The sequence below is a fragment of the Ralstonia nicotianae genome, assembly GCF_018243235.1.
GTDB lineage: Bacteria > Pseudomonadota > Gammaproteobacteria > Burkholderiales > Burkholderiaceae > Ralstonia > Ralstonia nicotianae.
This window is the reverse complement of sequence record NZ_CP046674.1, coordinates 2,077,350-2,102,569: the sequence shown is the minus strand read 5'-3', so window position 1 is coordinate 2,102,569 and position 25,220 is coordinate 2,077,350. Positions and strand designations below refer to the sequence as shown.

General features: G+C 69.1%; 21 protein-coding genes. 14 read left to right on the top strand and 7 right to left on the bottom strand.

Annotated features, from left to right (window positions below):
- Positions 1–33 precede the first annotated feature (33 nt).
- From gsiB to folE, 8 genes are all read left to right on the top strand, one after another.
- On the top strand, positions 34–1,587 hold the full coding sequence (gene gsiB / locus GO999_RS09475; RefSeq protein ID WP_011001329.1) for a glutathione ABC transporter substrate-binding protein GsiB: 1,554 nt from the start codon (positions 34–36) through the stop codon (positions 1,585–1,587).
- A gap of 64 nt (positions 1,588–1,651) precedes the next feature.
- Positions 1,652–2,575: a glutathione ABC transporter permease GsiC gene (gsiC, locus tag GO999_RS09470; RefSeq protein ID WP_011001330.1), complete on the top strand. Its 924-nt coding sequence runs from the start codon at positions 1,652–1,654 to the stop codon at positions 2,573–2,575.
- A 10-nt stretch (positions 2,576–2,585) separates the two neighbouring features.
- Positions 2,586–3,485 carry a glutathione ABC transporter permease GsiD gene (gene gsiD / locus GO999_RS09465; RefSeq protein WP_165591416.1) on the top strand — a complete coding sequence of 300 codons (900 nt, stop codon included), beginning with the start codon at positions 2,586–2,588 and terminating at the stop codon, positions 3,483–3,485.
- Position 3,486: 1 nt separating this feature from the next.
- Positions 3,487–4,512 (top strand): DmpA family aminopeptidase, encoded by a 1,026-nt coding sequence (locus GO999_RS09460; protein ID WP_011001332.1) that lies wholly within the window; start codon positions 3,487–3,489, stop codon positions 4,510–4,512.
- 5 nt (positions 4,513–4,517) lie between these two features.
- Complete coding sequence (locus GO999_RS09455; protein WP_011001333.1) at positions 4,518–5,333, top strand: M55 family metallopeptidase; 816 nt, start codon at positions 4,518–4,520, stop codon at positions 5,331–5,333.
- 69 nt (positions 5,334–5,402) lie between these two features.
- Positions 5,403–5,753, top strand: a complete 351-nt coding sequence (locus GO999_RS09450; protein ID WP_028853015.1) for a chitin-binding domain-containing protein — start codon at positions 5,403–5,405, stop codon at positions 5,751–5,753.
- Positions 5,754–6,159: 406 nt separating this feature from the next.
- On the top strand, positions 6,160–8,469 hold the full coding sequence (gene xopP / locus GO999_RS09445; protein WP_211906170.1) for a type III secretion system effector XopP: 2,310 nt from the start codon (positions 6,160–6,162) through the stop codon (positions 8,467–8,469).
- 274 nt (positions 8,470–8,743) lie between these two features.
- The gene (folE, locus tag GO999_RS09440) at positions 8,744–9,373 is read left to right on the top strand and encodes a GTP cyclohydrolase I FolE (RefSeq protein ID WP_011001336.1); all 630 of its coding nucleotides are present in this window, start codon (positions 8,744–8,746) and stop codon (positions 9,371–9,373) included.
- 117 nt (positions 9,374–9,490) lie between these two features.
- Here folE and prmB read toward each other — a convergent pair whose 3' ends face one another.
- Genes prmB through dapC form a run of 7 tightly spaced genes read right to left on the bottom strand, consistent with a single transcriptional unit; the run spans position 9,491 to position 15,015 of the window.
- Entirely contained in the window at positions 9,491–10,393 is a 903-nt protein-coding gene (prmB, locus tag GO999_RS09435; RefSeq protein WP_211906169.1) for a 50S ribosomal protein L3 N(5)-glutamine methyltransferase, read from the bottom strand.
- A gap of 8 nt (positions 10,394–10,401) precedes the next feature.
- Positions 10,402–10,920, bottom strand: a complete 519-nt coding sequence (locus tag GO999_RS09430; protein WP_211906168.1) for a class IV adenylate cyclase — start codon at positions 10,918–10,920, stop codon at positions 10,402–10,404.
- A gap of 9 nt (positions 10,921–10,929) precedes the next feature.
- Positions 10,930–12,081 carry a succinyl-diaminopimelate desuccinylase gene (gene dapE / locus GO999_RS09425; RefSeq protein WP_211906167.1) on the bottom strand — a complete coding sequence of 384 codons (1,152 nt, stop codon included), beginning with the start codon at positions 12,079–12,081 and terminating at the stop codon, positions 10,930–10,932.
- Between the two features lie 28 nt (positions 12,082–12,109).
- Positions 12,110–12,466, bottom strand: coding sequence for an ArsC family reductase (locus tag GO999_RS09420; RefSeq protein WP_211906166.1), 357 nt, complete (start codon positions 12,464–12,466; stop codon positions 12,110–12,112).
- Between the two features lie 7 nt (positions 12,467–12,473).
- Positions 12,474–12,887, bottom strand: a complete 414-nt coding sequence (locus tag GO999_RS09415) for a hypothetical protein (protein WP_211906165.1) — start codon at positions 12,885–12,887, stop codon at positions 12,474–12,476.
- Positions 12,888–12,942: 55 nt separating this feature from the next.
- The gene (gene dapD, locus GO999_RS09410; RefSeq protein WP_211906164.1) at positions 12,943–13,770 is read right to left on the bottom strand and encodes a 2,3,4,5-tetrahydropyridine-2,6-dicarboxylate N-succinyltransferase; all 828 of its coding nucleotides are present in this window, start codon (positions 13,768–13,770) and stop codon (positions 12,943–12,945) included.
- Between the two features lie 33 nt (positions 13,771–13,803).
- Positions 13,804–15,015 (bottom strand): succinyldiaminopimelate transaminase, encoded by a 1,212-nt coding sequence (gene dapC / locus GO999_RS09405; protein WP_020831927.1) that lies wholly within the window; start codon positions 15,013–15,015, stop codon positions 13,804–13,806.
- A gap of 151 nt (positions 15,016–15,166) precedes the next feature.
- On the opposite strand from dapC, the gene GO999_RS09400 reads away from it, so the two are divergent.
- The 6 genes from GO999_RS09400 (at position 15,167) to def (ending at position 25,171) form a co-directional block, all read left to right on the top strand.
- A complete protein-coding gene (locus tag GO999_RS09400; protein ID WP_011001344.1) occupies positions 15,167–16,087 on the top strand; it encodes a DMT family transporter in 921 nt (306 codons plus the stop codon).
- Positions 16,088–16,129: 42 nt separating this feature from the next.
- Entirely contained in the window at positions 16,130–17,197 is a 1,068-nt protein-coding gene (locus GO999_RS09395) for an alpha/beta fold hydrolase (protein ID WP_020831929.1), read from the top strand.
- A 250-nt stretch (positions 17,198–17,447) separates the two neighbouring features.
- Positions 17,448–20,963 carry a chromosome segregation protein SMC gene (smc, locus tag GO999_RS09390; protein WP_064477763.1) on the top strand — a complete coding sequence of 1,172 codons (3,516 nt, stop codon included), beginning with the start codon at positions 17,448–17,450 and terminating at the stop codon, positions 20,961–20,963.
- The gene (locus tag GO999_RS09385; protein WP_011001346.1) at positions 20,963–22,189 is read left to right on the top strand and encodes a cell division protein ZipA C-terminal FtsZ-binding domain-containing protein; all 1,227 of its coding nucleotides are present in this window, start codon (positions 20,963–20,965) and stop codon (positions 22,187–22,189) included. Before smc ends, GO999_RS09385 begins: the two co-directional genes overlap by 1 nt.
- A 10-nt stretch (positions 22,190–22,199) precedes the next feature.
- Positions 22,200–24,641, top strand: coding sequence for an NAD-dependent DNA ligase LigA (gene ligA / locus GO999_RS09380; RefSeq protein ID WP_211906163.1), 2,442 nt, complete (start codon positions 22,200–22,202; stop codon positions 24,639–24,641).
- Positions 24,638–25,171: a peptide deformylase gene (gene def / locus GO999_RS09375; RefSeq protein WP_028853025.1), complete on the top strand. Its 534-nt coding sequence runs from the start codon at positions 24,638–24,640 to the stop codon at positions 25,169–25,171. Before ligA ends, def begins: the two co-directional genes overlap by 4 nt.
- Positions 25,172–25,220 lie beyond the last annotated feature (49 nt).

The window sequence follows — 25,220 nt, the reverse complement described above, 5'->3', positions numbered from 1 at the left end:
CGCAGGACATCGTCTTTGATGAGGAGGAAGGAAATGTTCAATCGATTCGCTTTGGGCCCGCGCGCGGCTATGCTCGCCGGCGGCCTTGCGCTGGCGGCATTCACCATGCCGGCCTTTGCCGCCAAGGATGCGGTGATGGCGGTCTACTCGACCTTCACCACGATGGACCCATACGACGCCAACGACACCCTGTCGTTCAGCGCCGCCAAGTCGTTCTACCAGGGCCTGTTCGGCTTCGATAAGGACATGAAGCTGGTCAACGTGCTGTGCGAGAGCTATGACGTGAGCAAGGACGGCCTGGTCTACACGTTCAGGCTGCACAAGGGCGTGAAGTTCCACGACGGCACCACGTTCGACGCCAACGCCGTCAAGGCCAACCTGGACCGCGTGACCAATCCGGCCAACAAGCTCAAGCGCTACACGCTGTTCAACCGCGTGGCCAAGACCGAGGTGGTGGACCCATACACCGCGCGCGTGACGCTCAAGGAGCCGTTCTCGCCGTTCGTCAACGTGCTGGCGCACCCGTCGGCGGCCATGATCTCGCCGGCCGCGCTGCAGAAGTACGGCAAGGACATCGCCTTCCACCCGGTGGGCACCGGCCCGTTCGAATTCGTCGAATGGAAGCAGACCGACTACCTGAAGGGCAAGAAATTCGCCGGCTACTGGAAGACCGGCCTGCCGAAGATCGACACCATCACCTGGAAGCCGGTGGTCGACAACAACACCCGTGCCACCGTCATGCAGACGGGCGAGGCCGATTTCGCCTTCAGCATCCCGTTCGAGCAGGCCGCCGTGCTCAAGGGCAGCCCGAAGGTCGACCTGATCGCCGCGCCGTCGATCATCCAGCGCTACATCACGTTCAACACCCGCGTGAAGCCGTTCGACAACCCGAAGGTGCGCCAGGCGATCAACTACGCCATCAACAAGGATGCGCTGACCAAGGTGGCCTTCTCGAGCTATGCCGTGCCGGCCGACGGCGTGGTGCCGCAGGGCGTGGACTACGCCGTCAAGCTGGGCCCGTGGCCGTACAACCCGGCCAAGGCGCGCGCGCTGCTGAAGGAGGCGGGCTACCCCGACGGCTTCGAGACGCAGCTGTGGTCGGCCTATAACCACACCACGGCACAGAAGATCATCCAGTTCGTGCAGCAGCAGCTGGCGCAGGTCGGCATCAAGGCGCAGGTGCAGGCGCTGGAAGCCGGCCAGCGCGTCGAGCGTGTCGAGAGCGTGCAGAAGCCCGAGGATGCCGGCGTGCGCATGTACTACATGGGCTGGTCGAGCTCGACGGGTGAGTCCGACTGGGCGATTCGTCCGCTGCTGGCGTCCGAGGCCATGCCGCCCAAACAGCTGAACACCGCGTACTACAAGAACGACCAGGTCGATGCCGACATCGCCGGTGCGCTGCGCACGACCGATCGCGCCGAGAAGACCAAGCTGTACACCGACGCGCAGAAACGCATCTGGGAAGACGCGCCGTGGGCCTTCCTGGTGACGGAGAAGGTGGTCTACGCGCGCGCCAAGCGTCTGTCAGGTGCCTATGTGGCGCCGGACGGCTCGTTCAGCTTCGACGACATCGATATCAAGCAGTGACGCCGTACCGGCCCGCGCACGCAGCCTGCGCGCGGGCCGGGAATTTCCGCCCGTGGTGGATGCCATGCTGAATTACTTCCTCAAACGTGTGCTGGGCGTGATCCCGACGCTGCTGATCGTGGCGGTGCTGGTGTTCCTGTTCGTGCACCTGCTGCCGGGCGATCCGGCGCGCCTGGCCGCCGGTACCGACGCCGACGAAGCGACCGTCGAACTGGTGCGTAAGGACCTGGGCCTGGACAAGCCGATGCACGAGCAGTTCGTGCACTTCTTCGCCAATGCCGTGCGCGGCGAGTTCGGTGCGTCGCTACGGACCAAGCGCCCGGTGAGCGAGGAGATCGGCGACCGCTTCATGCCCACGCTCAATCTGACGATTGCCAGCATGGTGTGGGCTGTGATCTTCGGCATGGCCATCGGCATCGTCTCCGCCGTCTGGCGCAACAAGTGGCCGGACCGCCTGGGCATGACGCTGGCGGTCTCGGGTATCTCGTTTCCCGCCTTCGCGCTGGGCATGCTGCTGATGGAGGTGTTCTCCGTGCAGCTCGGCTGGCTGCCCTCGATCGGGGCCGACAGCTGGAAGCACTACATCCTGCCGTCGCTGACGCTGGGCGCCGCCGTGGCCGCGGTGATGGCGCGCTTCACGCGGGCATCGTTCGTCGAGGTGCTGCAGGAAGACTTCGTGCGCACCGCCCGCGCCAAGGGCGTGCGCGAGACCGTGGTGGTCGCCAAGCATTGCCTGCGCAACGCGATGATCCCGGTGGTGACCATGATGGGCCTGCAGTTCGGCTTTCTGCTGGGCGGCTCGATCGTGGTGGAGAAGGTGTTCAACTGGCCGGGCCTGGGGCGCCTGCTGGTGGACGCGGTGGAGATGCGCGACTACCCCGTCATCCAGGCCGAGGTGCTGCTGTTCTCGCTGGAGTTCATCTTGATCAACCTGGTGGTGGACATTCTGTACACCGTGATCAACCCGACCATCCGCTACGCGAAATAAGGAGTCCGCCATGACACAGGCATCCAGCCCGGCGGTGATCCCGCAGGCCGCCAGCGAACCCGTCCGCACGCCCTGGAGCGAGTTCTGGCGCAAGTTCCGCAAGCAGCATCTGGCACTCGGCGCCGGCGTGTTCGTGATCGCGCTGGTGGTGGCGGCGATCCTGGCGCCGCACCTGGTGCCGTTCGATCCGGAAAACTATTTCGACTATGACGCGCTCAACGCCGGGCCGTCCGCCGTGCACTGGTTCGGCGTCGATTCGCTCGGCCGCGACATCTTCAGCCGCATCCTGATGGGCACGCGGATCTCGCTGGAGGCCGGCTTCGTGTCGGTTGTCATCGGCGCCCTCATCGGGACGGTGCTCGGCCTGCTCGCCGGCTACTACGAAGGCTGGTGGGACCGCATCGTCATGCGCATCTGCGATGTGCTGTTCGCCTTTCCAGGCATCCTGCTGGCGATCGGCATCGTGGCGATCCTGGGCAACGGCATGGCCAACGTGATCTTCGCCGTGGCGGTGTTCAGCGTTCCGGCCTTCGCGCGGCTGGTGCGCGGCAACACGCTGATGCTCAAGCACCTGACCTACGTCGAGGCTGCGCGCAGCATCGGCGCGTCGGACCGGACCATCCTGCTGCGCCACATCCTGCCGGGCACCATCTCGTCCATCGTGGTGTATTTCTCGATGCGGATCGGCACCTCGATCATCACCGCCGCGAGCCTGTCGTTCCTGGGCCTGGGCGCGCAGCCGCCGACGCCGGAGTGGGGCGCGATGCTCAACGAGGCGCGCGCCGACATGGTGACCGCGCCGCATGTGGCGATCTTCCCGAGCCTCGCCATCTTCCTGACCGTGCTGGCGTTCAACCTGCTGGGCGACGGCCTGCGGGATGCGCTCGACCCCAAGATCGACCGCCGCTGACATGACCCACAGCATGGCCCACATCGGCGTGCTGCCGGCCGGCGCGCGCAACAGCATCACGGACGTGGCCGGCATCACGGTCGGGCACGCCACGCTCGCCGGCGGCAGCATCCAGACCGGCGTGACGGTGGTGCGCCCGCATGCCGGCGATCCGTTCCTCGACAAGGTGCCCGCCGCGTGCGCGGTGCTCAACGGCTTCGGCAAGAGCGTCGGCCTGCTGCAGGTGGAGGAGCTCGGCGTGCTGGAGACGCCCATCGCGCTGACCAACACCTTCGCCGTGGGCGACGTGGCGCGGGCACAGGTCCAGCAGGCGGTCGAGGCGCATCCGCAGATCGGGCGCGCCTGGCCCACCGTCAACCCGCTCGTCTTCGAATGCAACGACGGCTACCTGAACGACCTGCAGTCCTTCGCCGTGCGTGACCTGCACTACTACGCCGCGTGCCTGGCGGCGGGCGGCGCGTTCGCGCAGGGCGCGGTGGGCGCGGGCCGGGGCATGTCGGCGTTCGGCGTGAAGGGGGGGCTCGGCTCGGCCTCGCGCGTGGTCGCGCTGGAGGACGGCACGCGGCGCACGGTCGGCGCGCTGGTGCTGGCCAACTTCGGCGTCACGGCGAACCTGACGCTGGCCGGCCGCCGCATCGGCGCCGACATCGCCCGCGTGCTGGCCGAGGACGCGCCGGGGCCGGAGAAGGGCTCCATCATCATGCTGCTCGCCACCGATGCGCCGCTCGATGCGCGCCAGCTGCGGCGCGTGGCGCTGCGCGCGGGCGCCGGCCTAGCGCGCACCGGCTCGGTGTTCGGCCACGGCAGCGGCGACATCGCGCTGGCGTTCTCCACGGCCTACACCGTGCCTCATCTCGGCGCGCGCCCGATGCCGGCCGTCGCCATGACGCACGAGACCCATCTCGACCCGCTGTTCCAGGCCGCCGCCGACAGCGTCGAGCAGGCCATCGTGCATGCCCTTTTCTACGCCGAGACCGTCACCGGCCGTGACGGCCACACGCGGCGTGCCCTGACCGAACTGTTGTAGCCCCCATGCGTATCCTGATTTCCGCCGACATCGAAGGCGTTGCCAATGTCTTCCACCCGGAGCAGACCCGCGCCGGCAACGCCGAATACGAACGCGCTCGCCGCTGGATGACGGCCGAGGCCGACGCCGCCGTGCGCGGCGCCTTCGAGGGCGGCGCCACCGAGGTCATCGTCAATGATTCCCACGGCGGCTTCCGCAACCTCGTGCCCGACTGGATGGACGCCCGCGCGCGCTTCGTGCTGGGCAAGCCGCGCCATCTGGGCATGATGGCCGGCGTGGAGGGCTGCGATGCGGTCTGCATGATCGGCTACCACGCCCGCGCCGGCAGCCGCGGCACGCTGGCGCACACCATCAACAGCTTCGCCTTCGCGCGCGTCTGGCTCAACGAGCAGGAGCTGGGCGAGGCCGGCCTCTACGGTGCGCTGGCCGGCGAGCGCGGCGTGCCGGTGGCCGTGGCCAGCGGCGACGACGTGTTCGTCAACGAGACCCTGCCGCTGCTGCCGCACACCACCTTTGTGCAGACCAAGCAGGCCGAGGGCATGAACGCGGGGATGTCGCTGTCGTCCGAGCAGGCGTGCGACGCGATCCTGGCGGCCGTGCGCAGCGCGGTGCAGCGGGGGCATTTCGGCATGCCGCTGCGCATCCAGCCGCCCATTGTCTGCCGCCTGCAGACGCAGACGCCCGCGCTGGCCGACCTGTTCTGCCAGTGGCCCGCCCTCGAACGGGTGGACGGCACCCTGCTGCGCTTCGCGGCCGATTCGGTGGAGCACGCGGTGCGCATGCTCAACAGCCTGTCGGCCATGTCGTTCATGCTGCGCTGAGCGGCGGGCGTTGCGGCGGGGCGGGCGAGGCGTCAAACTTCGGGCATGAAGCCTTTGAAGGAGATCGCCATGACCCGTGCGCTCACGCTGTGCGCGCTGCTGTGCGCACTCGTGCTGACGGGGTGCGAGCGCCGCCCCTCCGGCCCGCCCACGCCGCAGACCTCGCAGACCGCCCAGGCGGCAGGACTGACCCGCGCCGCCGCCGAGTTCAAATGCCCCGCGCCGTCGGGCCGCTACCTCGTCGATGACGGCACCAACCGCGGCCCGAACCAGCCGGTGCGCACCAACTGCACGCGCGCCTACGCCGTCTGCGATGCCCAGTCGCACGCCACGCTGGACCATTGCCCGAGCGGCCAGGTGTTCGACAAGCGTTTTTCCACCTGCGTCGTGAAGGACGCCTGCGACGAGATTCCGTCCTGAGGCGCCCCGAGACGCGCGCACCGGGGGCGCCGGGGGCTCCCGGCCAGGCGCGGGCAACCATCGGGCTCGCGGCGCGCTGAAAAGCGTGCCCGGGCGTCCGCGCCGGGGCATCGGCGCCTTGTCCGCCGCCGCATCCATTGGGGCCGGTCGGCCCAATGGCCCTCCGCATCAAGGGCGTGGCCCGCTTTCCAGCGCAACGCTGGCCCGGGTCATGCCAGGCGCGCTACGCAAACGCCGCCTCCATTTCGCCTCGCGCCCACACCTCGATCCGCCACCCCGGCACAGTGGTCGGTTTTGCAGCGACACCGATCCGCCGGTTTCCGGAGCGCGGCCCGTGACGTCGGCCGCGCCATTGGATTGGCCACCAAGGTGCGGGTCGCATGGCGCACAGACATGGAGGAACACCGTGGCAGGAGGACGAGTCGGCGCGCGTGCCGTCCGGGAGTCGGCGCAGACGCCCGTTTCGGCGGACGCTTCAACGAGCACGAGCACGAGCACGAGCGCGGCCGCGAGCCCACCGGTCGTCGCCGGCCGCCAGGCCGCACGCCCGGCCGAGTTGAGGGGGCTTGCCAGCGCGCCGTCATCCCGCGCGTCTTCCAGCTCGACCGGCGGCTTGTCGCGGCAAGCCAGCTTGCCGGCGCGTGCCGTGGCGCGGGAGACGCCGGAAGCCCCGGTGGATGTGTTCAATCGGACCATGCGGCATGTCAACGCCTGGCGTGCCGTGGCCGAGCGCGAACGCAAGCTGGAAGCGCTGGGGCCGGAACACAAAGGCTTGAGCCCGGAGCGCGAAATGCGATATGCCTGCGACGCCATCGCTTCGATCCAGACCTGCCTGCAGGCGCTGGCGGCAATGAAACGGCAGCAGGAGATTCCTCCCGGCTGGGACGTCGACGGGCGGGAAGCAGAACTGTTGCAGTTGCTGATCGTCGCGGCCGATATCGGTGTCTGCACGCGGCACGAGACCCTCAACAAACTCGCGGACCAGGACGCAGTGTTCAGGGCGCAGCGTTCCGGCACGGCGGAAGCGGAAACCGTTTCCGGCCCGGACGGCCCTCGCCCTGACACGATCGAGGAACCGGAGCCGGCGGGCGCGACCGCGCCATCCCCATCGGAGCACACGGCAATCAGCCCGCTGTCGGCGTTGGAGCGGGAGCCCGGGACGATTCAAGCCTGGCTCGCCGAATTCACCAGCTGCCGCTCGGCGCTGGACCAGATCATCCGCCGCGCCGAAGTCTGCGGCGCGCCGCGGACGGTGCAGACAGCGCTCGACACAATGCTGCCGAACGCCATCTACGACAAGCTGCGCTGCTGCAGCGGCCTGCAGGCGCTCCACGGCATTCTCGCCGCGGCCAGCGCCAACCGGTTCGTGGAGCTTTCCCGACAGATGGCGCTGCCGGACCTCGCTGTCCGCGCGGACGAGCTGCTCGCGGCATGGCACAAGGAGAACGCCGCGATGGAGGCCGCGGTGGACGCGCTGGTCGTGCACGGTGCGCCGGACAAGCCCACCCAGCGCCTGACCCCGAAAGCGCTGGACGGCCATCAGGCGGTGATCGAGGCGTACGCCGAAGGTCTCGACCGGGTGGGCCTGAACCTGTGCCTGGATGCCGCCGCCGATATCGAAATGGATGATGCCGACGGGGTATGGCGCAGCATGATGGAGGTGGTCCATGCGATCTCGGCCTACAAGGCGTCCTTGCTGGAGCTGAGCGAAACGGCCGGCCGCGCCAAGACCCAGCCCGAGGCGCCGCAGCCCGAGCCCGAGTCCAGCGAGGCTGCGCCCGAGCCGGCGCTCAGCGAGCCGCCGCCCGCGGCACGCCCCGCCGGGGCTTCGGGCGGCACGAGGCGCAAGCATCGCAAGCCCGGCATGCGCGCTGCCGGGCCGTCCGTTCCTGAGCCCGTATCCGCGCGCGCGCTGGTCTCCGCGGACACGCGCACCGTGGCACAAAAGCAGGCCGATACGCTGCTGAGACGCTGCCGGATCGATCGCGCCACCGTGGCCCAGCTTGGCGGCAACATCGTCGAGCTGGCGCAGCGGCTCGGCGAGGACACCCGCCTGGTCCTGAGCGCACTGAACGACCGCACGCGGGACGCCGTCATCGCTGCGAAGTTCATCTGGGGATCGGTCGGCCGCTGGTTCGGCGAGCCGGATCGCGTACGCAGCGCCAAGGCGTCATTGCATGCCGGTGATCACGATCGCATCGGGCGGCTGACCAACTGGCTCGGCGCGCTGGAGCTGATCGAGCGGCATATGGCGCCCCTGGAAGCCGACATGCTCAAGCGCGACCGGTACCCAAAGGCGAAGCACCTCGAAAAGCTGCTGCAGGCAAAGGGGATCGAGTTCGTCGGCGGACCGGGCCGGTTGCCTCCCACGGAGGACGTCAATGCGGTGGGCACCCTGTTCGGGATGCGCATCCAGTTCAAGCCGCTGTCCAATCGGGACCAGGTGGCACCGTGGTTTGTGCACTTGCATACGAACAGGCCGGTCACCGCGCAGGCGCTGCCCACCCTGGCGTTCGAGGATTTCACGGCGGTCCACCTCAAAACGGACCGAGACAAGAACAAGGGCGCGCAATGGGAGGCTGCGATGCGCGCGCTGGGCTACACCGAGGCCAAGGTGCACCGTGCCGCCATCGGCGAAGCGTTGCTGCACAAACTGTTTGCTCAGGCAGCGAAACAGCCCAAGCGGAACAAGGGGGGCGTGCGCCCGGCCGGATAAGCGTCGCTGTCGTGCGGCGCGCGGGTCTCGCCGATGGCGAGTCGCTTGCGCGGGCGGCCGATGGTGCCGGCGCGCACCGGCAGTCGAGCCGGGGCCCAGTCGTGGTGAATGCGTGCGGCGTGCCGAACACAGGATGCGCGGCATGATCCATGCCGCTGCCAAGCCCCGTGAACTGCCCGCCGGGCAATCGAGTCCATATAATCGACAGATCATCTTCGGTACGCGGTGATCGTGATGCGGTGGATCGATCTCCGGCCGATTTGGAGGAAAGCAAATGCTGTGTTCACATGACGACGACGACCCGATCCGGACAGCGGCCAGCCACGGCATCCGGCGCGTCCGTGCGTTCGATGCGCAGCGATTCGAGCTGGCCGTCCAGAGCCTGCTCGAGGCGAGCGGCATCGAGATCGATACCGCGCACACGGGCAAGACGGCCCAGCGCGTGCGCGAGCTTTGGCAGCGGCGCCTGCTGGACGGCTACGACATCGATCCCGCCGAGGCGCTGGGCCACGGCTTCGAGGATCCGCGCCGCGATATGGTCATCATCCGCAGCATTGCGGTGCACGGCGTCTGTCCGCACCATCTGCTGCCGTTTCGGGGTGTCGCGCACGTGGCCTACCTGCCCGATGGGCGGCTGCACGGTTTCGGCCGCATCGCGCGCATGATCGATGCGATCAGCCACCGCTACACCTACCAGGAGTGGGTGACGAACGAGGTCGCGCATGCCCTGGTCGCGCACGGCCAGGCGCGCGGCGCGGCGTGCCTGATCGAAGCCGAGCAGCTCTGCCTGCTGATGGGCGAGAACCGGCGCGGCGACGAGCGCGTGATTACCCAGTGCTATGTGGGGGAATTCGAGCAGAACATGCAGGCCCGGACGGAATTCCTGCGCGCGATCAAGGGCTGACGCGCGCGGCGATCACGGCGGGCGCATCGCCTCGGCGCGCCCAGCGCCGCCGGCCGCCGATCACGGCCTGCGGGCAAGCGGACGGACAACGCCGGCCCGCTTCGATACGCATATGCCTCAGAGCGCCTCGCGGGTGACCAGGAACACCTGATCGTCGCCCGCGCTGGTGGGCAGCCAGACCAGGTCCAGGTCGGGGAAGGCGGCTTCCACGTTCTCGCGCTCGTTGCCGATCTCGACCACCAGCACGCCGTGCGGCTTGAGGTGGCGCGGCGCGTCGGCCAGGATGCGGCGCACGATGTCCATGCCGTCGGTGCCGCCGGCCAGCGCCATGCGGGGCTCGGCGCGGTATTCGGGCGGCAGCGCCTGCATCGAGGTCTCGTTCACGTACGGCGGGTTGGTGAGGATCACATCGTAGTGCACGCCCGGCGGCAGCGGCGCATACAGGTCGCCTTCGTGCAGGCGGATGCTGTCGTTCAGGCCGTAGTCGTCCACGTTGCGCTGCGCCACCACCAGCGCGTCCGGCGACAGGTCCACCGCATCGAGCGTCGCGTTCGGCCATTGCAGCGCGGCCAGGATCGCCAGGCAGCCGGAGCCGGTGCACAGCTCCAGCACATCGGTCGGGCCGTCCTCGTGCGGCAGCCACGGGGCCAGTCCCTCTTCCAGCAGCTCGCCGATGAAGCTGCGCGGCACGATCACGCGTTCGTCCACGTAGAAGCGCATGCCGTGCATGTAGGCTTCGTGCGTGAGGTAGGCGGCGGGCACGCGGTCGACGGTGCGGCGCTCGATCACCTGCAGCACGGCGGCCACCTCCTCGGGCAGCAGGCGCGCGTCGAGGAACGGCTCCAGCGTGTCGAGCGGCAGGTGCAGCGTGTGCAGGATCAGGTAGGCGGCTTCGTCGTAGGCGTTCTCGCTGCCGTGGCCGAAGACCAGGCCGGCGGCGGTGAAGCGCGACACGGCATAGCGCAGCAGGTCGCGCATCGTGGTGAACGGATGGGAGGCGGGCAGGGCAGGGGCGGTCATGTTCGGGTTCAACGTTGGGTGGCGGCCAGCAGGTCGATGTAGGCGACGTCGAGCAGGTCGGCTTCGGCAATGCCGAGCGAGGTCATCCATGCGTGGGCGATCCGCGTGCCGTCGGCTTCGGACTGGTCGTCGCGCAGCATGACTTCCAGCTCGACGAAATCGCCCAGGCCCTGCACGGCATCCACATGGATGCGGGTCTGGCCAGCGATGTACAGCCGGCGCGTCTTGATGACGCGGCCGGTGGCGCCGAGCGCCGCGGCGAGCGTCTCGCGCAGCGCGTCCGGCGCGTCGGTCGGCACGATGTGGAAGTCGGACAGGCGCGGTCCGGCCACATCGGCGCGGAAATAGTGGATCAGGTGGCCATGCTCGGCAGAGAACCGGCGCAGCTTCAGGCGCCCGTGGGCGCAGGCGAAGAAGGTGTCGTCCTGCTCGATGTGCTTGGGGCCGGCGTCGGTCAGCGCGGCGGCGCGCGCGCTCAGCGCCGCCGCATCGCGCGCGCGGGCCTTGATCTCGACGTTGCGGGCCATGCGCGGCGCTCAGGCGATCAGCGTTTCCAGCACGCGCCGGTACACGTTCTTGAGCGGCTCGATGAAGGCCACGTCGACGTGCTCGTCGATCTTGTGGATGCTGGCGTTGGGCGGCCCGAACTCGATCACCTGCGGGCACAGCTTGGCGATGAAGCGGCCGTCCGACGTGCCGCCGGTGGTCGACAGTTCGGTGGCGACGCCGCACTCGGCCCGGATGGCCGACGACAGCGCCTCCGACAGCTTGCCGCGCTCGGTCAGGAAGGGCTCGCCGCCCAGCGTCCAGGCCAGCGTGTAGTCCAGGCCGTGCGCGTCGAGGATGGCGTGCACGCGCGACTTCAGGCCCTCCGGCGTGCTCGCCGTCGAGAAGCGGAAGTTGAAGTCGATGACGACGTGGCCCGGAATCACGTTGGTCGCGCCGGTGCCGCCGTGGATGTTCGACATCTGCCAGGTGGTCGGCGGGAAGTAGGCGTTGCCGTCGTCCCACTGCTCGGTCACCAGGGCGGCCAGCGCGGGGGCGGCCAGGTGGATCGGGTTCTTGGCCAGGTGCGGATAGGCGATGTGGCCCTGCACGCCGTTGACGGTCAGTTTGCCCGACAGCGAGCCGCGCCGCCCGTTCTTGACCATGTCGCCGAGCGTGGACACCGAGGTCGGCTCGCCGACCACGCAGTAGTCCAGCCGCTCGCCGCGCGCGCGCAGCAGGTCGCAGACCTTGATGGTGCCGTCGTGGGCCGGGCCTTCCTCGTCGCTGGTGATCAGGAAGCCGATCGAGCCGGCGTGGTCCGGATGCCCGGCGACGAATTCCTCGGCGGCCACCACGAACCCGGCGATCGAGGTTTTCATGTCGGCGGCGCCGCGGCCATAGAGCTTGCCGTCGCGGTGGGTCGGCTCGAACGGGTCGGAGCGCCACTGTTCCACGGGGCCGGTCGGCACCACGTCGGTGTGGCCGGCGAAGACCAGCAGCTTGCCGTCGGTGCCCGCGTGGCCGCGCTTGACGGCCCACAGGTTGGTCACGCGGAAGTGGTCCGGCCCGCTGACCACGGTTTCGCATTGGAAGCCGGCGGCGGACAGGCGTTCGATCAGCACATCCTGGCAGCCCTTGTCTTCGGGCGTGACGGAGCGGCGGCGGATCAGGTCTTCAGTGAGGGCAAGCGTGGGCGACATGGCGGTCACGGTAAATGGGAGCGTAAGGTCAGAGCAGGTTGGCGTACTGGTCGGCCGAGAAGCCCACGCTGACGGCCTTGCCGTGCACCAGCACCGGGCGCTTGATCAGCGAAGGGTTGGCCTGCATCAGTGCGATGGCGCCGGCCGCGTCGTCGGCGCGGGCCTTGTCGGCATCCGACAGCGCGCGCCAGGTGGTGCCCTTGCGGTTGAGCAGCGTGGCGAGCGGCACCTGCTCGAGCCAGCCGGCCAGCATCTCGGCGCTCACGCCCTGTTTCTTGAAATCGTGGAAGGTGTAGCCGACGCCGTTCGATTCCAGCCACGTGCGGGCTTTCTTGACGGTGTCGCAATTGGGAATGCCGTGCAGCACGGCGGCGGTGGTCGTCATGATCGGGTCAGTGTCGAAGGGCTTGTTGCGCGAAGGCGAGGGCCGCGACAGCCAGCGCGAAGCCGGCGCCGGCCAGCCACGTCATCCGCCTGAGCCGGCGTTCCAGCCTGCCTGCTTCCTCGCGCAGCGCCTCGATGGTGAGCGCGTGCTGCTCGGCCAGCAGCTTGACGGATTCGGCCTGCTGCGCGATCGCCGCTTCCAGCTCGGCGATGCGGGCGTTCGGGTCGGCCGGGGCACCGTCCGCGCGCGCGGGTTCGGCGCCGGCCTTCTTGCGGTGCTTGAACTTGTCGATGGTCTTGTTGGCTTGCTCCAGGATGGTCGGCAGCAAGGACAGGACGGTACCGATGGTGTTCGGATCAAGACCCATGATGTGTTGTCGCAGCTTGCTCCAGCGTGAGCCCGTGGGGTTCGGTTCGGACATCGCTGCGCTCGGGCGGGCCTGTGCGCCGGACTGCCGGACAGGCCCGCCGTTGCCCTCAATCGCCGCGCAGCAGTTCGTTGAGGCTGGTCTTGGCGCGCGTCTGCGCGTCGACCTTCTTGACGATCACGGCGCAGTACAGGCTGTACGAGCCGTCCTTGGACGGCAGGTTGCCCGGCACCACCACCGAGCCGGCCGGCACGCGGCCGTAGTGCACCTCGCCGGTTTCGCGGTCGTAGATCTTGGTGCTCTGGCCCAGGTACACGCCCATCGAGATCACCGAGTTCTCTTCGACGATCACGCCTTCCACCACTTCCGAGCGCGCGCCGATGAAGCAGTTGTCCTCGATGATGACCGGGTTGGCCTGCAGCGGCTCCAGCACGCCGCCGATGCCCACGCCGCCCGACAGGTGCACGTTCTTGCCGATCTGCGCGCACGAGCCGACCGTGGCCCAGGTGTCGACCATCGTGCCTTCGTCCACGTAGGCGCCGATGTTCACGTACGAGGGCATCAGCACGGCGTTCTTGCCGATGAACGAACCGCGGCGCGCCACGGCCGGCGGCACCACGCGGAAGCCGCCGCGCGCGAAGTCGTCGGCCGTGTAGCTGGCGAACTTGCTGGGCACCTTGTCATAGAAGTGCGTGAAGCCGCCGGCCGTCATCGGGGCGTTGTCTTCCAGGCGGAACGACAGCAGCACGGCCTTCTTCACCCACTGGTTGACGATCCACTGGCCGTCCTTCTTCTCGGCCACGCGCAGCGCGCCCTGGTCGAGCTGGTCGATCACGTTGGCGACGGCTGCGCGGACATCGTTCGGCGCGGCCTTGGGCGACAGGTTGGCGCGGTCTTCCCACGCTTGTTCGATCAGCGATTGCAGTTGTTGCGACATGGTCTTGTTGGCTCTTGGAGAGAAAGAGGGAAATCAGCGTTGCTGGCAGAACTCGACGATGCGGCGCGCGCCGTCCAGGCACTCGTCCACGCCGGCCACCAGCGCGATGCGGACGTAGTCCTGGCCCGGGTTGACGCCGTGCGCCTCGCGGGCGAGGTAGCTGCCCGGCAGCACAGCGACGTTCTTGGCGGCCAGCAGCTCGCGCGCGAACGCGGTGTCCGACAGGCCGGTGCGCTTGACGTTGGCCCACAGATAGAAGGCCGCATCGGGCAGGGCCACGTCCAGCACCTCGGCCAGCATCGGCGTGACCGACTGGAACTTCCTGACGTACTGCGCGCGGTTCTCGCGCACGTGGGTCTCGTCGTTCCAGGCCGCGATGCTGGCGGATTGCACCGCCGGGTTCATCGCGCTGCCGTGATACGTGCGATACAGCAGGTAGGCCTTGATCAGCTTGGCGTCACCCGCCACGAAGCCCGAGCGCATGCCCGGCACGTTGGAGCGCTTGGACAGGCTCGAGAACATCACCAGCCGCTCGAAGCCGCGGCCGAGCTGGTGCGCGGCCTGCAGCGCACCCAGCGGCGGGTTGGCCTCGTCGAAGTAGATCTCGGAATAGCACTCGTCCGACGCGATGACGAAGCCGTACCGGTCGGACAGCGCGAACAGCTGCTTCCAGTCCTCCAGCGTGAGCACGGCGCCGGTCGGGTTGCCGGGGCTGCACACGAAGACGAGCTGCACGTTGCGCCATTCTTCCGGCGTGATGGCGTCGAAGTCGGGCGCGTAGTTGCGCGCCGGGTTGCTGTTGGCGAACAGCGGCTGCGCGCCGGCCAGCAGGGCCGAGCCTTCGTAGATCTGGTAGAACGGGTTCGGGCACAGCACGCGCGCGCCGGGCTTGCTGCCGTCGATCACGGTCTGCGCAAAGGCGAACAGCGCTTCGCGCGAGCCGTTGACCGGCAGCACCTCGGTGGCGGCATCGACCTTGGGCAGGCCGTAGCGGCGCTCCAGCCAGGCGGCGATGCACTGGCGCAGCGCGTCGGAGCCGGCCGTCGTGGGATAATTCGCCAGTCCGGCCAGCGAGGCCGTCAGCGCGTCTTTCACCAGCGCCGGCGTCGGATGCTTGGGCTCGCCGATGCCGAAGCTGATCGGCGCATGCGCGGGGCTGGGCGTCACGTCCTTGACGAGCGCTTTCAGTTTCTCGAACGGATACGGCTGGAGGCTGGACAGGCGCGGATTCACGGTGTTGGGCATGGACCGGATGGGTCGGAGTGGGCCGGGGGGGCTGAGCAAGCATGGCGCTTGCGGACGAAGCCCGAAATTATACGGCCAACGTGCGTCAGTCGCCCCAAGACATTGCTCGTTGCTGGAAGCGGCGGTTTTCCGCCGTTTTTTTATGGGTCACATGACATCGATTGCATCTCCGGCGCAGGCCGCCACCCACGACGCGTCGCAGTGGACGTCCGCGCTGTACATCCTGGTCGGCGCTTCGGTCTGGGGGATTTCCTGGTACCCGTACCGGCTGCTGGCCGGGTGGGGGCTGGGTAGCCTGCTGGCCTCGGCCATGACGGGCGCGGCGGCGACCATCGTCGCGGCGGTGGCGCTGCGGCGGCACTTCCATACGTTCCGGTGGTCCTGGCTGATTCCGGCGCTGGGGCTGGTGGCGGGCGTGACCAATGCCGGGTTCGTCTGGAGCACGGTGCACGGCACGGTCATGCGCGTGCTGCTGCTGTTCTACCTCACCCCGCTGTGGACCGCGCTGCTGGCCCGGCTGTGGCTGCACGAGCGGCTGGGCGCGCGTGGCGCGGCGCTGCTCGTGGTGGCGCTCTGCGGCGCCGGCCTGATGCTGGGCGCCGGCAACGCCGGCATGCCCTGGCCGGGCACGGCCGCCGAGTGGTCCGGCGTGGTCGCGGGGCTGGCCTTCGCGTGCAACAACGTGCTGGCGCGGCTGGTCGGGCAGCGCCTGCCGACCATGCGGGCGGAGCTGCGGACCGTGGTGGTCTTCGCCGGCAGCGCCCTGGTCGGCCTGCCGGCGGCGATCTGGCTGGACGGCGTGCAAGCCGTGCCGGATGCGCTGGCGACGGCCGACGTGTGGCTGCTCGTCGGCGGCATGGCCGCCGTGCTGGTGGCCGGCAACACGCTGGTGCAGCGCGGCCTGCAGCGCCTGCCGGCCAACCGCGCCGCGCTGCTGATGCTGTTCGAGATCGTGGTGGCCGCGGCATCGTCGGCGTGGCTGACGGCGGAACGCCTGTCGGCGCAGGAGATGGCGGGCGGCGCCTGCATCATCCTGGCGGGCGTCCTGTCGGGGTTGTCGCGGCGCAAGTAGGGTCGCCACCGTCAGGCTTTTCGCAACCAACCAGGAGCCCGCATGCTGTCGCACTGGATGTTCGCCGCCGTCACCGTCGTTTTCGCGGCCGCCCTGTCGGCGCTGTCTTCCGCGTCGCGGGCCGCGCCGGCCGCAGCGGCCACTGACGCGGCCACCTATGGCCCGCGCCTGGAAGGCTTCGACTATCCGGCGCCGGTCAAGCTGTATCCGTTCGCGTCGCAAGGCAATGCGCTGGAGATGGCGTACCTCGACATCGAGCCCAGGCAGCCCAACGGCCAGGTGGCGGTGCTGCTGCACGGCAAGAACTTCTGCGCGGCCACCTGGGCCGGCACGATCGCCGCGCTCGCCGGCGCGGGCTACCGCGTGATCGCGCCCGACCAGATCGGCTTCTGCAAATCGAGCAAGCCGCGCGCCTACCAGTATTCGTTCCAGCAGTTGGCCAGCAACACGCACGCGCTGCTGGTGTCGCTGGGCATCGGCCAGGCCATCGTGATCGGCCACTCCACCGGCGGCATGCTGGCGACCCGCTATGCGCTGATGTATCCGGCCGAAGTGTCGCGGCTGGTGATGATCAACCCGATCGGCCTGGAAGACTGGAAAGCCAAGGGCGTGCCGCCGATGACGGTCGATCAGTGGTACACGCGCGAAAAGCAGACCACCGCCGAGCGCATCCGCGCCTATGAGCAGTCGACCTATTACGCCGGCCAGTGGCGTGCCGACTACGAGCCCTGGGTGCAGATGCTGGCGGGCATGTACCGCGGTCCCGGCCGCGATCTCGTCGCATGGAGCTCCGCGCTGCTGTACGACATGATCTACACCCAGCCGGTGGTCTACGAATTCGGCCAACTGCGCCCGTGGACGCTGCTGCTGATCGGCCAGAAAGACACCACGGCCATCGCCAAGGACACCGCGCCGCCGGCAGTCCGCTCGCAACTGGGCAACTACCCGGAACTGGGCCGCGCCGCCGCGCGGGCGATTCCGCACGCCACGCTGGTCGAGTTTCCCGATGCGGGCCACGCGCCACAGATCCAGGTGCCGGTTGCGTTGCACAACGCCTTGCTGGAATGGCTGGCCAGCCCGGAGCCCGCGCGCACCCGGCGCCCCGATTGAGCGAAATCCGCGCGCGTCGTACCGATTGCTTACAAATCCGATGCAATTGAGCGTCCGATGGGGCGCATTTCGTCGATTTTTGTGCGCCAGGCAAGGGCTGGAGCAGGGAGGGCCGATGGTATGATGGCGCCGTCCGCGCCCCCGCGCGAGCCTCTGCCGTTTCGCTTCCGCTCAGCGTTGTGTGATCGGCCGAGCGCGTGGTCCGGGTGCCCGCTTCACCACTTACTGATCCCTTCGAGACGACCTCAACGTGCGCCTCTCCTCGATCAAGCTCGCAGGCTTCAAGTCTTTCGTCGATCCGACCAATTTCCATGTTCCGGGCCAGCTCGTCGGCATCGTCGGCCCGAACGGTTGCGGTAAATCCAACATCATCGACGCCGTGCGCTGGGTGCTCGGCGAATCACGCGCCGCCGAACTGCGCGGCGAGTCGATGCAGGACGTCATCTTCAACGGCTCCACCCAGCGCAAGCCGGCCGGCCGGGCCAGCGTCGAACTCGTGTTCGACAACGCCGAAGGCCGCGCCGCCGGCCAGTGGAGCCAGTACGCGGAGATCGCCGTCAAGCGCGTGCTCAGCCGCGACGGCACCTCGTCGTACTTCATCAACAACCAGGCGGTGCGCCGCCGCGACATCCAGGACATCTTCCTCGGCACGGGCCTGGGCCCGCGCGCCTACGCCATCATCGGGCAGGGGATGATCTCGCGCATCATCGAGGCCAAGCCCGACGACATGCGCATCTTCCTGGAAGAGGCCGCGGGCGTCTCCAAATACAAGGAGCGCCGCCGCGAGACCGAGAACCGCCTGGCCGACACGCGCGAGAACCTCACGCGCGTCGAAGACATCCTGCGCGAGCTCGGCACCAACCTCGAAAAGCTCGAGGCCCAGGCCGAAGTCGCGCAGCGCTTCCAAACGCTGCAGGCCGAAGGCGAAGAGAAGCAGCACCTGCTGTGGCTGCTGCGCAAGCGCGAGGCGCTGGCCGAGCGGGAACGCCACCAGCGCGCCATCGAGCAGGCGCAGATCGACCTGGAAGCGCAGACCGCGCAGCTGCGCCATATCGAGGCCGAGCTCGAGACCATGCGCGCCGCGCACTACGCCTCGTCCGACGCGATGCACGCCGCGCAGGGCACGCTGTACGAGGCCAACGCCGAAGTCAGCCGCCTGGAGGCCGAGATCCGCTACGTGGTGGAATCGCGCAACCGCATCCAGCAGCAGATCGCCACGCTGAGCGCGCAGCAGGACCAATGGCACACGCAGGGCGAGCAGGCCCAGGCCGATCTGGCCGCCGCCGAGGAAGAACTCGCCATGGCCGAGGAGCGCGCCGCGCAGGCCCAGGACGAGGTCGCGCGCAAGTCCGACGAGCTGCCCGGCCTCGAAGCGCAATGGCGCGACGCGCAGGCTGCGCTGAACGACCAGCGCACCGCCATTCTGCAATCGGAGCAGGCGCTCAAGCTCGAAGCCGCCCACCAGCGCAACGCCGACCAGGCGCTCCAGCAGCTCGACCAGCGCCGCGAGCGCCTCACGCAGGAAGCCAGCGGCCTCGACAGGCCCGACGACGCGCAGCTCGAAGCGCTGCGCGCCGAGCTGGCCGAGCAGGAGGAAGTCCTCGCGCAAGCGCAGGCCGCGCTGGAAGAGGCCGAGACGCAGCTGCCGCAACTGGACGAAGCCCGCCGCGCCGCGCAGGACCGCGTGCAGTCCGAGGCCGCCGCCATCGCCAACCTCGAAGCCCGCCTGACCGCGCTCAGGCAACTGCAGGAGAGCGTGCAGACCGACGGCAAGGTCCAGCCCTGGCTGGCCAAGCACGGCCTGGCCGAGCTGCCGCGCTTCTGGAAGAAGCTGCAGATCGAGCAGGGCTGGGAGCCGGCGCTCGAAGCCGTGCTGCGCGAGAAGCTGGCCGCGCTGGAAGTCTCCAACCTCGACTGGATCAAGGCTTTCGCCGCCGATGCGCCGCCGGCCAAGCTGGCGTTCTACGCGCCGCCGCCCGCCACGCGCCCGGCCGATGCGCCGGCCGGGCTGCGTCCGCTGATGGCGCTGGTGCAGGTGACCGAGCCGGGCATCCGCGCCGTGCTGCAGGACTGGCTGGCCGACGTCTACCTCGCCGACGACATGCCGGCCGCGCTGGCTGCGCGCCAGACCCTGCCCGAGGGCGGCACCTTCGTCGTCAAGGCCGGGCACCTGGTCGGCCGGTCTTCGGTGCAGCTGTATGCGCCGGACGCCGAGCAGGCCGGCATGCTGGCCCGCGCGCAGGAGATCGAGAACCTGCACAAGCAGGTGCGTGCGCAGATGCTGTTGTCCGACGAGGCCAAGAGCGACGCCGTGCGCGCCGATGCCGCCTACAGCCAGTCCAGCCAGATGCTGGTGCAGGCCCGGGCCCGTGCCGAGCAGGCCACGCGCCGCGTGCATACGCTGCAGATGGACGTGCTCAAGCTGTCGCAGGCCATGGAGCGCTACACCGCCCGCAGCGGCCAGATCGACGGCGAGCTGGAAGAGATCCGCGCGCAGATCGAGGAGCAGCGCGCCATCCGCGCCGAATCCGAAGCGACCTTCGAGCAGCACGACGCCGCGCTCGCCGACATGCAGGCCCGCTTCGAAGACGGCCAGCAGGCATTCGAAGCGCTCGAGGTGCGCCTGGGCGATGCGCGCAGCGGCCTGCGCGACCTGGAGCGTGCCGCGCAGGAAGCCCACTTCGCCGAGCGCAACCTGCACAACCGCATCGCCGAGCTCAAGCGCAACATCCAGGTGGCGACCGACCAGGCCCAGCAGATCGTGCTGACGCTGGAGAACGCCCGCGCCGAGCTGGAGACCATCAACGAGCAGACCGCCCACACCGGCCTGCAGGATGCGCTCGAGCGCCGCGCCGAGAAAGAAGAGAAGCTGCGGCTGGCGCGCACCGAGCTCGACGCGCTGTCCGCGCAGCTGCGCCAGTTCGACGAGCAGCGCCTGGGCGCCGAGCGCGCCCAGCAGCCGCTGCGCGACCGCATCACCGAGCTGCAGCTCAAGGAGCAGGCCGCGCGCCTGAACTGCGAACAGTTCTCCGAGCAGCTGACCACCGCCAACGTGGACGAAGCCGCGCTGGCCGAACGCCTGAGCGGCGACCTGAAGCCGTCGTACCTGCAGGGCGAAGTCACGCGCATCAACAACGCCATCAACGCGCTGGGCCCGGTCAACATGGCCGCGCTCGATGAGCTGGCCGCCGCGCGCGAGCGCAAGGGCTTCCTCGACGCGCAATCGGCCGACCTGTTGGACGCCATCAATACGCTGGAAGACGCCATCCGCAAGATCGACCAGGAGACCCGCGCGCTGCTGCAGGGCACGTTCGACCAGGTCAACCACCATTTCGGCGAGCTGTTCCCGACGCTGTTCGGCGGCGGCCAGGCCAAGCTGATCATGACCGGCGAGGAGATCCTCGACGCCGGCGTGCAGGTGATGGCGCAGCCGCCGGGCAAGAAGAACTCGACCATCCACCTGCTGTCGGGCGGCGAGAAGGCGCTGACCGCCATCGCCCTGGTGTTCGCGATGTTCCAGCTCAACCCCGCGCCGTTCTGCCTGCTCGACGAGGTGGACGCGCCGCTGGACGACGCCAACACCGAGCGCTATGCCAACATGGTCAAGCGCATGTCCGACAAGACCCAGTTTGTCTTTATCTCCCATAACAAGATTGCGATGGAAATGGCGCAACAGCTGATCGGTGTGACCATGCAGGAGCAGGGCGTGTCCCGGATCGTGGCGGTGGATATGGATGCCGCCCTGACCATGGCGGAGGCCGCGTGATGCAGGACAACAACCTGGTCATGGCGCTGCTGGGCGCCGGCGTCGTCTTCGTGCTGGTGATCGTGGTCTACAACCAGTGGCAGATCCGCAAGGCGCGCGGCCCGCAGGCGTACCAGCCGCCGGCCGACGAAGGCGTGCGCACCGACGCATGGAAAGACCGCCAGGAGCCGGCGCTGGGCGCGGGCGCCGCCGATGACACCGGCCGCGTGGAGCCCCGGCTCGAACCCGGGCCGGTGGCGCCGCTCAAGGCGCAGCCGTCCACCGGCAGCGCCGAGACCGAAGCCGGCGTGATCGGCGCCGAGCTCGCGCCGTCGGGCGAGGAGGCCGTGCTGGAGTCGGCCGAGGCCGGGGCGGCGAGCGCCGCGGAAGACGTGCCCGGCGCGCTGGAGCCGGCCTCGGGCGTGATCGATCCGCTGATCGACTGCATCGTGCCGCTGCACCCCGATCGCGAGGTCTCGGGCGACCGCCTGCTGCCCGCGATGTCCAAGCTGCGCCGCGCGGGCACCAAGCAGATCCACGTAGAGGGCCTGAACCCGGTGGCCAACGCATGGGAGACCATCCGTGCCGGCCAGCGCTACCTTGACCTGCAGGTGGCCGTGCAGCTGGCCAACCGCACCGGCCCGCTGAACGCGCTCGAGTTCTCCGAGTTCATCAACGCCATCGACCCGCTGTGCGAAGCGGCCGATGCCACGCCTGAGCTGCCCGAGATGAACGAGACGCTGTCCAACGCCCGCGAGCTCGACGCCTTTGCCTCCGAATGCGACGTGCAATTGGGCGTGAGCGTGATCTCCGACGGCGCGCCGTGGTCCGCCGCCTATGTGCAGACCGTGGCAACGCAGGACGGCCTGGTGCTGTCGCGCGACGGCACGCGCTTCACGCGCTTCCATGCCGGCACGGACGGCGTGCAGCGCGCGCTGTTCACGCTGCAGTTCGTCGACACCAACTTCCTGCGCGACGATCTGACCGCCAAGGGCGGCCGCCAGATCACGCTGCTGCTCGACGTGCCGCTGGCCGAAGAAGTGGCCAAGCCGTTCAAGCAGATCTGCGAATACGCCTACACGCTGTCGCAGCGCATGGGCGCGCAGGTGGTGGACGACAACCTGCGTCCGCTGACCGAGCAATCCTTCATCGCCATCCAGAAGCATCTGCGCGTGCTGTACGACAAGCTCGAGGCGCGCGGCCTCCCGGCGGGTTCCAGCGCGGCAGTGCGCCTGTTCAGCCTCTGACCGATCACCGATGAGCAAGACCGAACATCCCGCGTCCGGCGCGTCGCCCGAGGCGCGGGCAGCCGCGCTGCGCGCGACGCTGAACCGCTACGCCCACGAGTACTACGTGCTGGACCAGCCCAGCGTGCCGGACGCCGAATACGATCGGCTCTACCGCGAGCTGGAAGCCCTGGAAGCCGAACACCCAGAACTGCGGACGCCGGATTCGCCCACCCTGCGGGTCGGCGGCGCCGTGCTGCCGGAGTTCGCGCCGGTGCGGCACGTGGTGCCGATGCTCTCGATCCGCACCGAGACCGACACCACCGCCGGCGGCGCGCTGGACTTCGATGCCAGCGTGCGCCGCGAACTGGGGCTGGCCGAATCCGATCCGCCCGTCGAATACGCGGCGGAGCTCAAGTTCGATGGCCTGGCGATCAACCTGCGCTACGAGAAAGGCTTCCTGGTCCAGGCCGCCACGCGCGGCGACGGGGCCACCGGCGAAGACGTGACGCAGAACATCCGCACCATCCGCCAGATCCCCCTCGGCCTGCGGCCCGTCGGCGGCGCCGTGCCCGACGTGCTCGAAGTGCGCGGCGAAGTCTACATGCGGCGCGACGATTTCGAGCGCCTCAATGCCCGCCAGCGCGAGCGCGGCGACAAGACCTTCGTCAACCCGCGCAACACCGCTGCCGGCGCGGTGCGCCAGCTCGACCCGAAGATGGCCGCCGAGCGCCCGCTGTCGTTCTTCGCCTATGGCCTGGGCGAGGCGGCCGGCTGGAGCGGGATGCCCGACACGCATTCCGGCATGCTCGATGCACTGGTCGCCTACGGTTTCCCGGTCAGCAAGGAACGTGCGGCAGTGAAGGGCGGGGAAGGGCTGGTGCAATTCCACGCCGCCATCGGCGCCAAGCGCGACAGCCTGCCGTTCGATATCGATGGCGTGGTCTACAAGGTCAACTCGCTGGCACTGCAGCGCGAGCTGGGCTTTCGCACGCGCGAGCCGCGCTGGGCGGTGGCGCACAAGTACCCGGCGCAGGAGGCGCTGACCACGGTCGAGTCGATCGGCGTGCAGGTCGGCCGCACCGGGGCCATCACGCCGGTGGCGCGTCTGGTGCCGGTGTTCGTCGGCGGCGTGACGGTCACCAACGCCACCCTGCACAACGAAGACGAAGTCCGCCGCAAGGACGTGCGCGTGGGCGACACCGTGATCGTGCGCCGCGCCGGCGACGTGATCCCCGAGGTGGTGGCCGTGGTGCTGGAGCGCCGCCCGATGGAAGACGTGCCGGGCAGCGATCTGTTCAACCCCACGCAGCAGCCCAAGCATCCGCCGTTCGAACTGCCCAGGAGTTGCCCGGTCTGCGGCTCGCACGTGGTGCGCGAAGAGGGCGAGGCGGTGGCGCGCTGCTCGGGCGGCCTGTTCTGCTCGGCGCAGCGCAAGGAGGCGATCCGCCATTTCGCCGGCCGCCGCATGATGGACATCGAAGGCCTGGGCGAGCGCTACATCGACAACCTCGTCGAGCTGGAATACGTGCACGGCATCGCCGACCTGTACCGGCTCACGCTCGACGATTTCCTGGAAATGAAGCGCCGCGCCGACGAGCGCGACGGCGTGACCCCGGAGACCGTGGCCGCCGGCAAGATCGCCACCAAGTGGGCCGAGAACCTGCTGGACGGCATCCGGGCCAGCAAGACCCCGCCGCTGGCGCGCTTCCTGTTCGCGATGGGCATCCGCCATGTCGGCGAATCGACGGCCAAGACGCTGGCCGACTGGCTGGGCAGCCTGGCGATAGTCCGCCGCGCGCCGGCGCCGCTGCTGCTGACCTTGCCCGACGTGGGGGCGACCGTCGCCGAGGCCATCGCCGATTTCTTTGCCGAGCCGAAGAACCAGCAGGCGCTCGACGCCCTGCTCACCGCCGGTGTGGCGCCCCAGGGCGAGCACCCGCCCAGCGCGAAGCTGCGCGACCAACTGGAGCCCGCCGAACTGTACGCCGCGCTCGGCGTGCCCAAGCTGACGGCCATCCGCAGCAAGCAGCTGGCGACGCTGGTGCCGTCGCTCGCGCAACTGGCCAACGTCGACACCGCGCAGCTGGAAGGCCTGCAGGCGGACGTGTCGGCGTCGCTGCTGGCCTGGCTGGACGCCGACGACCATCGCACCCGGCTGGGGGCGCTGGACGCGCTGCGCGCCGAACTGCTTGCCGCCATGCCGGCCGGGGCCGCCGAGGAAGGCGCGCTGAGCGGCAAGACCGTGGTGCTGACCGGCACGCTGCCCACCCTGAGCCGCGACGAGGCCAAGGCCATGCTGGAGGCGGCCGGCGCCAAGGTGTCCGGCTCGGTGTCGAAGAAGACCGACTACGTTGTGGCTGGCGTTGAGGCGGGCAGCAAGCTCGCCCGCGCGCAGGAGCTGGGCGTGCGGGTTCTGGACGAAGCCGGTATGCTCGCGCTGTTGCAGAACCCGCCGGGAGATTCCGCGTGATCCGACCGATCCTGAAGATGGGCGACAGCCGCCTGCTGCGCGTGGCCAAGCCGGTCCAGCGCTTCCAGACGCCGGAGCTGACCGCGCTGATCGAAGACATGTTCGACACCATGGACGCCGCGCGCGGCGCCGGCCTGGCGGCACCGCAGATCGGCGTCGACCTGCAGGTGGTCATCTTCGGCTTCGACCGAAACGATCGCTATCCGGATGCGCCCGCCGTGCCCAAGACGGTGCTGATCAATCCCACCATCGAGCCGCTGTCCGACGCGATGGAAGATGGCTGGGAGGGCTGCCTGTCGGTGCCCGGCCTGCGCGGCGTGGTGCCGCGCTACACGCGCCTGCGCTATACCGGCTACGACCAGCACGGCCACGCCATCGACCGCATCGCCGAGGGCTTCCATGCCCGCGTGGTGCAGCACGAGTGCGATCACCTGCAGGGCATCCTGTACCCGATGCGTGTGCAGGATTTCACCCGCTTCGGCTTCACCGAGATCCTCTTCCCCGAATTGCCCGCCCACCACGACGACTGAGCGCGGCAGCGGGGTGCCTCACCCGCGTGGCCGGGTGGGGCCCTTGTCC

What these genes read in the sequence shown, in the direction of transcription:
- GO999_RS09430 (WP_211906168.1), bottom strand. Translation starts at nt 10,920, where the DNA reads ATGGCCCGCAACGTCGAGATCAAGGCCCGCGCGCGCGATGCGGCGGCG.
- GO999_RS09420 (WP_211906166.1), bottom strand. Translation starts at nt 12,466, where the DNA reads ATGACGACCACCGCCGCCGTGCTGCACGGCATTCCCAATTGCGACACC.
- GO999_RS09450 (WP_028853015.1), top strand. Translation starts at nt 5,403, where the DNA reads ATGACCCGTGCGCTCACGCTGTGCGCGCTGCTGTGCGCACTCGTGCTG.
- GO999_RS09415 (WP_211906165.1), bottom strand. Translation starts at nt 12,887, where the DNA reads ATGTCCGAACCGAACCCCACGGGCTCACGCTGGAGCAAGCTGCGACAA.
- dapC (WP_020831927.1), bottom strand. Translation starts at nt 15,015, where the DNA reads ATGCCCAACACCGTGAATCCGCGCCTGTCCAGCCTCCAGCCGTATCCG.
- gsiC (WP_011001330.1), top strand. Translation starts at nt 1,652, where the DNA reads ATGCTGAATTACTTCCTCAAACGTGTGCTGGGCGTGATCCCGACGCTG.
- ligA (WP_211906163.1), top strand. Translation starts at nt 22,200, where the DNA reads ATGAGCAAGACCGAACATCCCGCGTCCGGCGCGTCGCCCGAGGCGCGG.
- gsiB (WP_011001329.1), top strand. Translation starts at nt 34, where the DNA reads ATGTTCAATCGATTCGCTTTGGGCCCGCGCGCGGCTATGCTCGCCGGC.
- folE (WP_011001336.1), top strand. Translation starts at nt 8,744, where the DNA reads ATGCTGTGTTCACATGACGACGACGACCCGATCCGGACAGCGGCCAGC.
- GO999_RS09385 (WP_011001346.1), top strand. Translation starts at nt 20,963, where the DNA reads ATGCAGGACAACAACCTGGTCATGGCGCTGCTGGGCGCCGGCGTCGTC.
- dapD (WP_211906164.1), bottom strand. Translation starts at nt 13,770, where the DNA reads ATGTCGCAACAACTGCAATCGCTGATCGAACAAGCGTGGGAAGACCGC.
- gsiD (WP_165591416.1), top strand. Translation starts at nt 2,586, where the DNA reads ATGACACAGGCATCCAGCCCGGCGGTGATCCCGCAGGCCGCCAGCGAA.
- GO999_RS09395 (WP_020831929.1), top strand. Translation starts at nt 16,130, where the DNA reads ATGCTGTCGCACTGGATGTTCGCCGCCGTCACCGTCGTTTTCGCGGCC.
- GO999_RS09455 (WP_011001333.1), top strand. Translation starts at nt 4,518, where the DNA reads ATGCGTATCCTGATTTCCGCCGACATCGAAGGCGTTGCCAATGTCTTC.
- GO999_RS09400 (WP_011001344.1), top strand. Translation starts at nt 15,167, where the DNA reads ATGACATCGATTGCATCTCCGGCGCAGGCCGCCACCCACGACGCGTCG.
- GO999_RS09460 (WP_011001332.1), top strand. Translation starts at nt 3,487, where the DNA reads ATGACCCACAGCATGGCCCACATCGGCGTGCTGCCGGCCGGCGCGCGC.
- prmB (WP_211906169.1), bottom strand. Translation starts at nt 10,393, where the DNA reads ATGACCGCCCCTGCCCTGCCCGCCTCCCATCCGTTCACCACGATGCGC.
- dapE (WP_211906167.1), bottom strand. Translation starts at nt 12,081, where the DNA reads ATGTCGCCCACGCTTGCCCTCACTGAAGACCTGATCCGCCGCCGCTCC.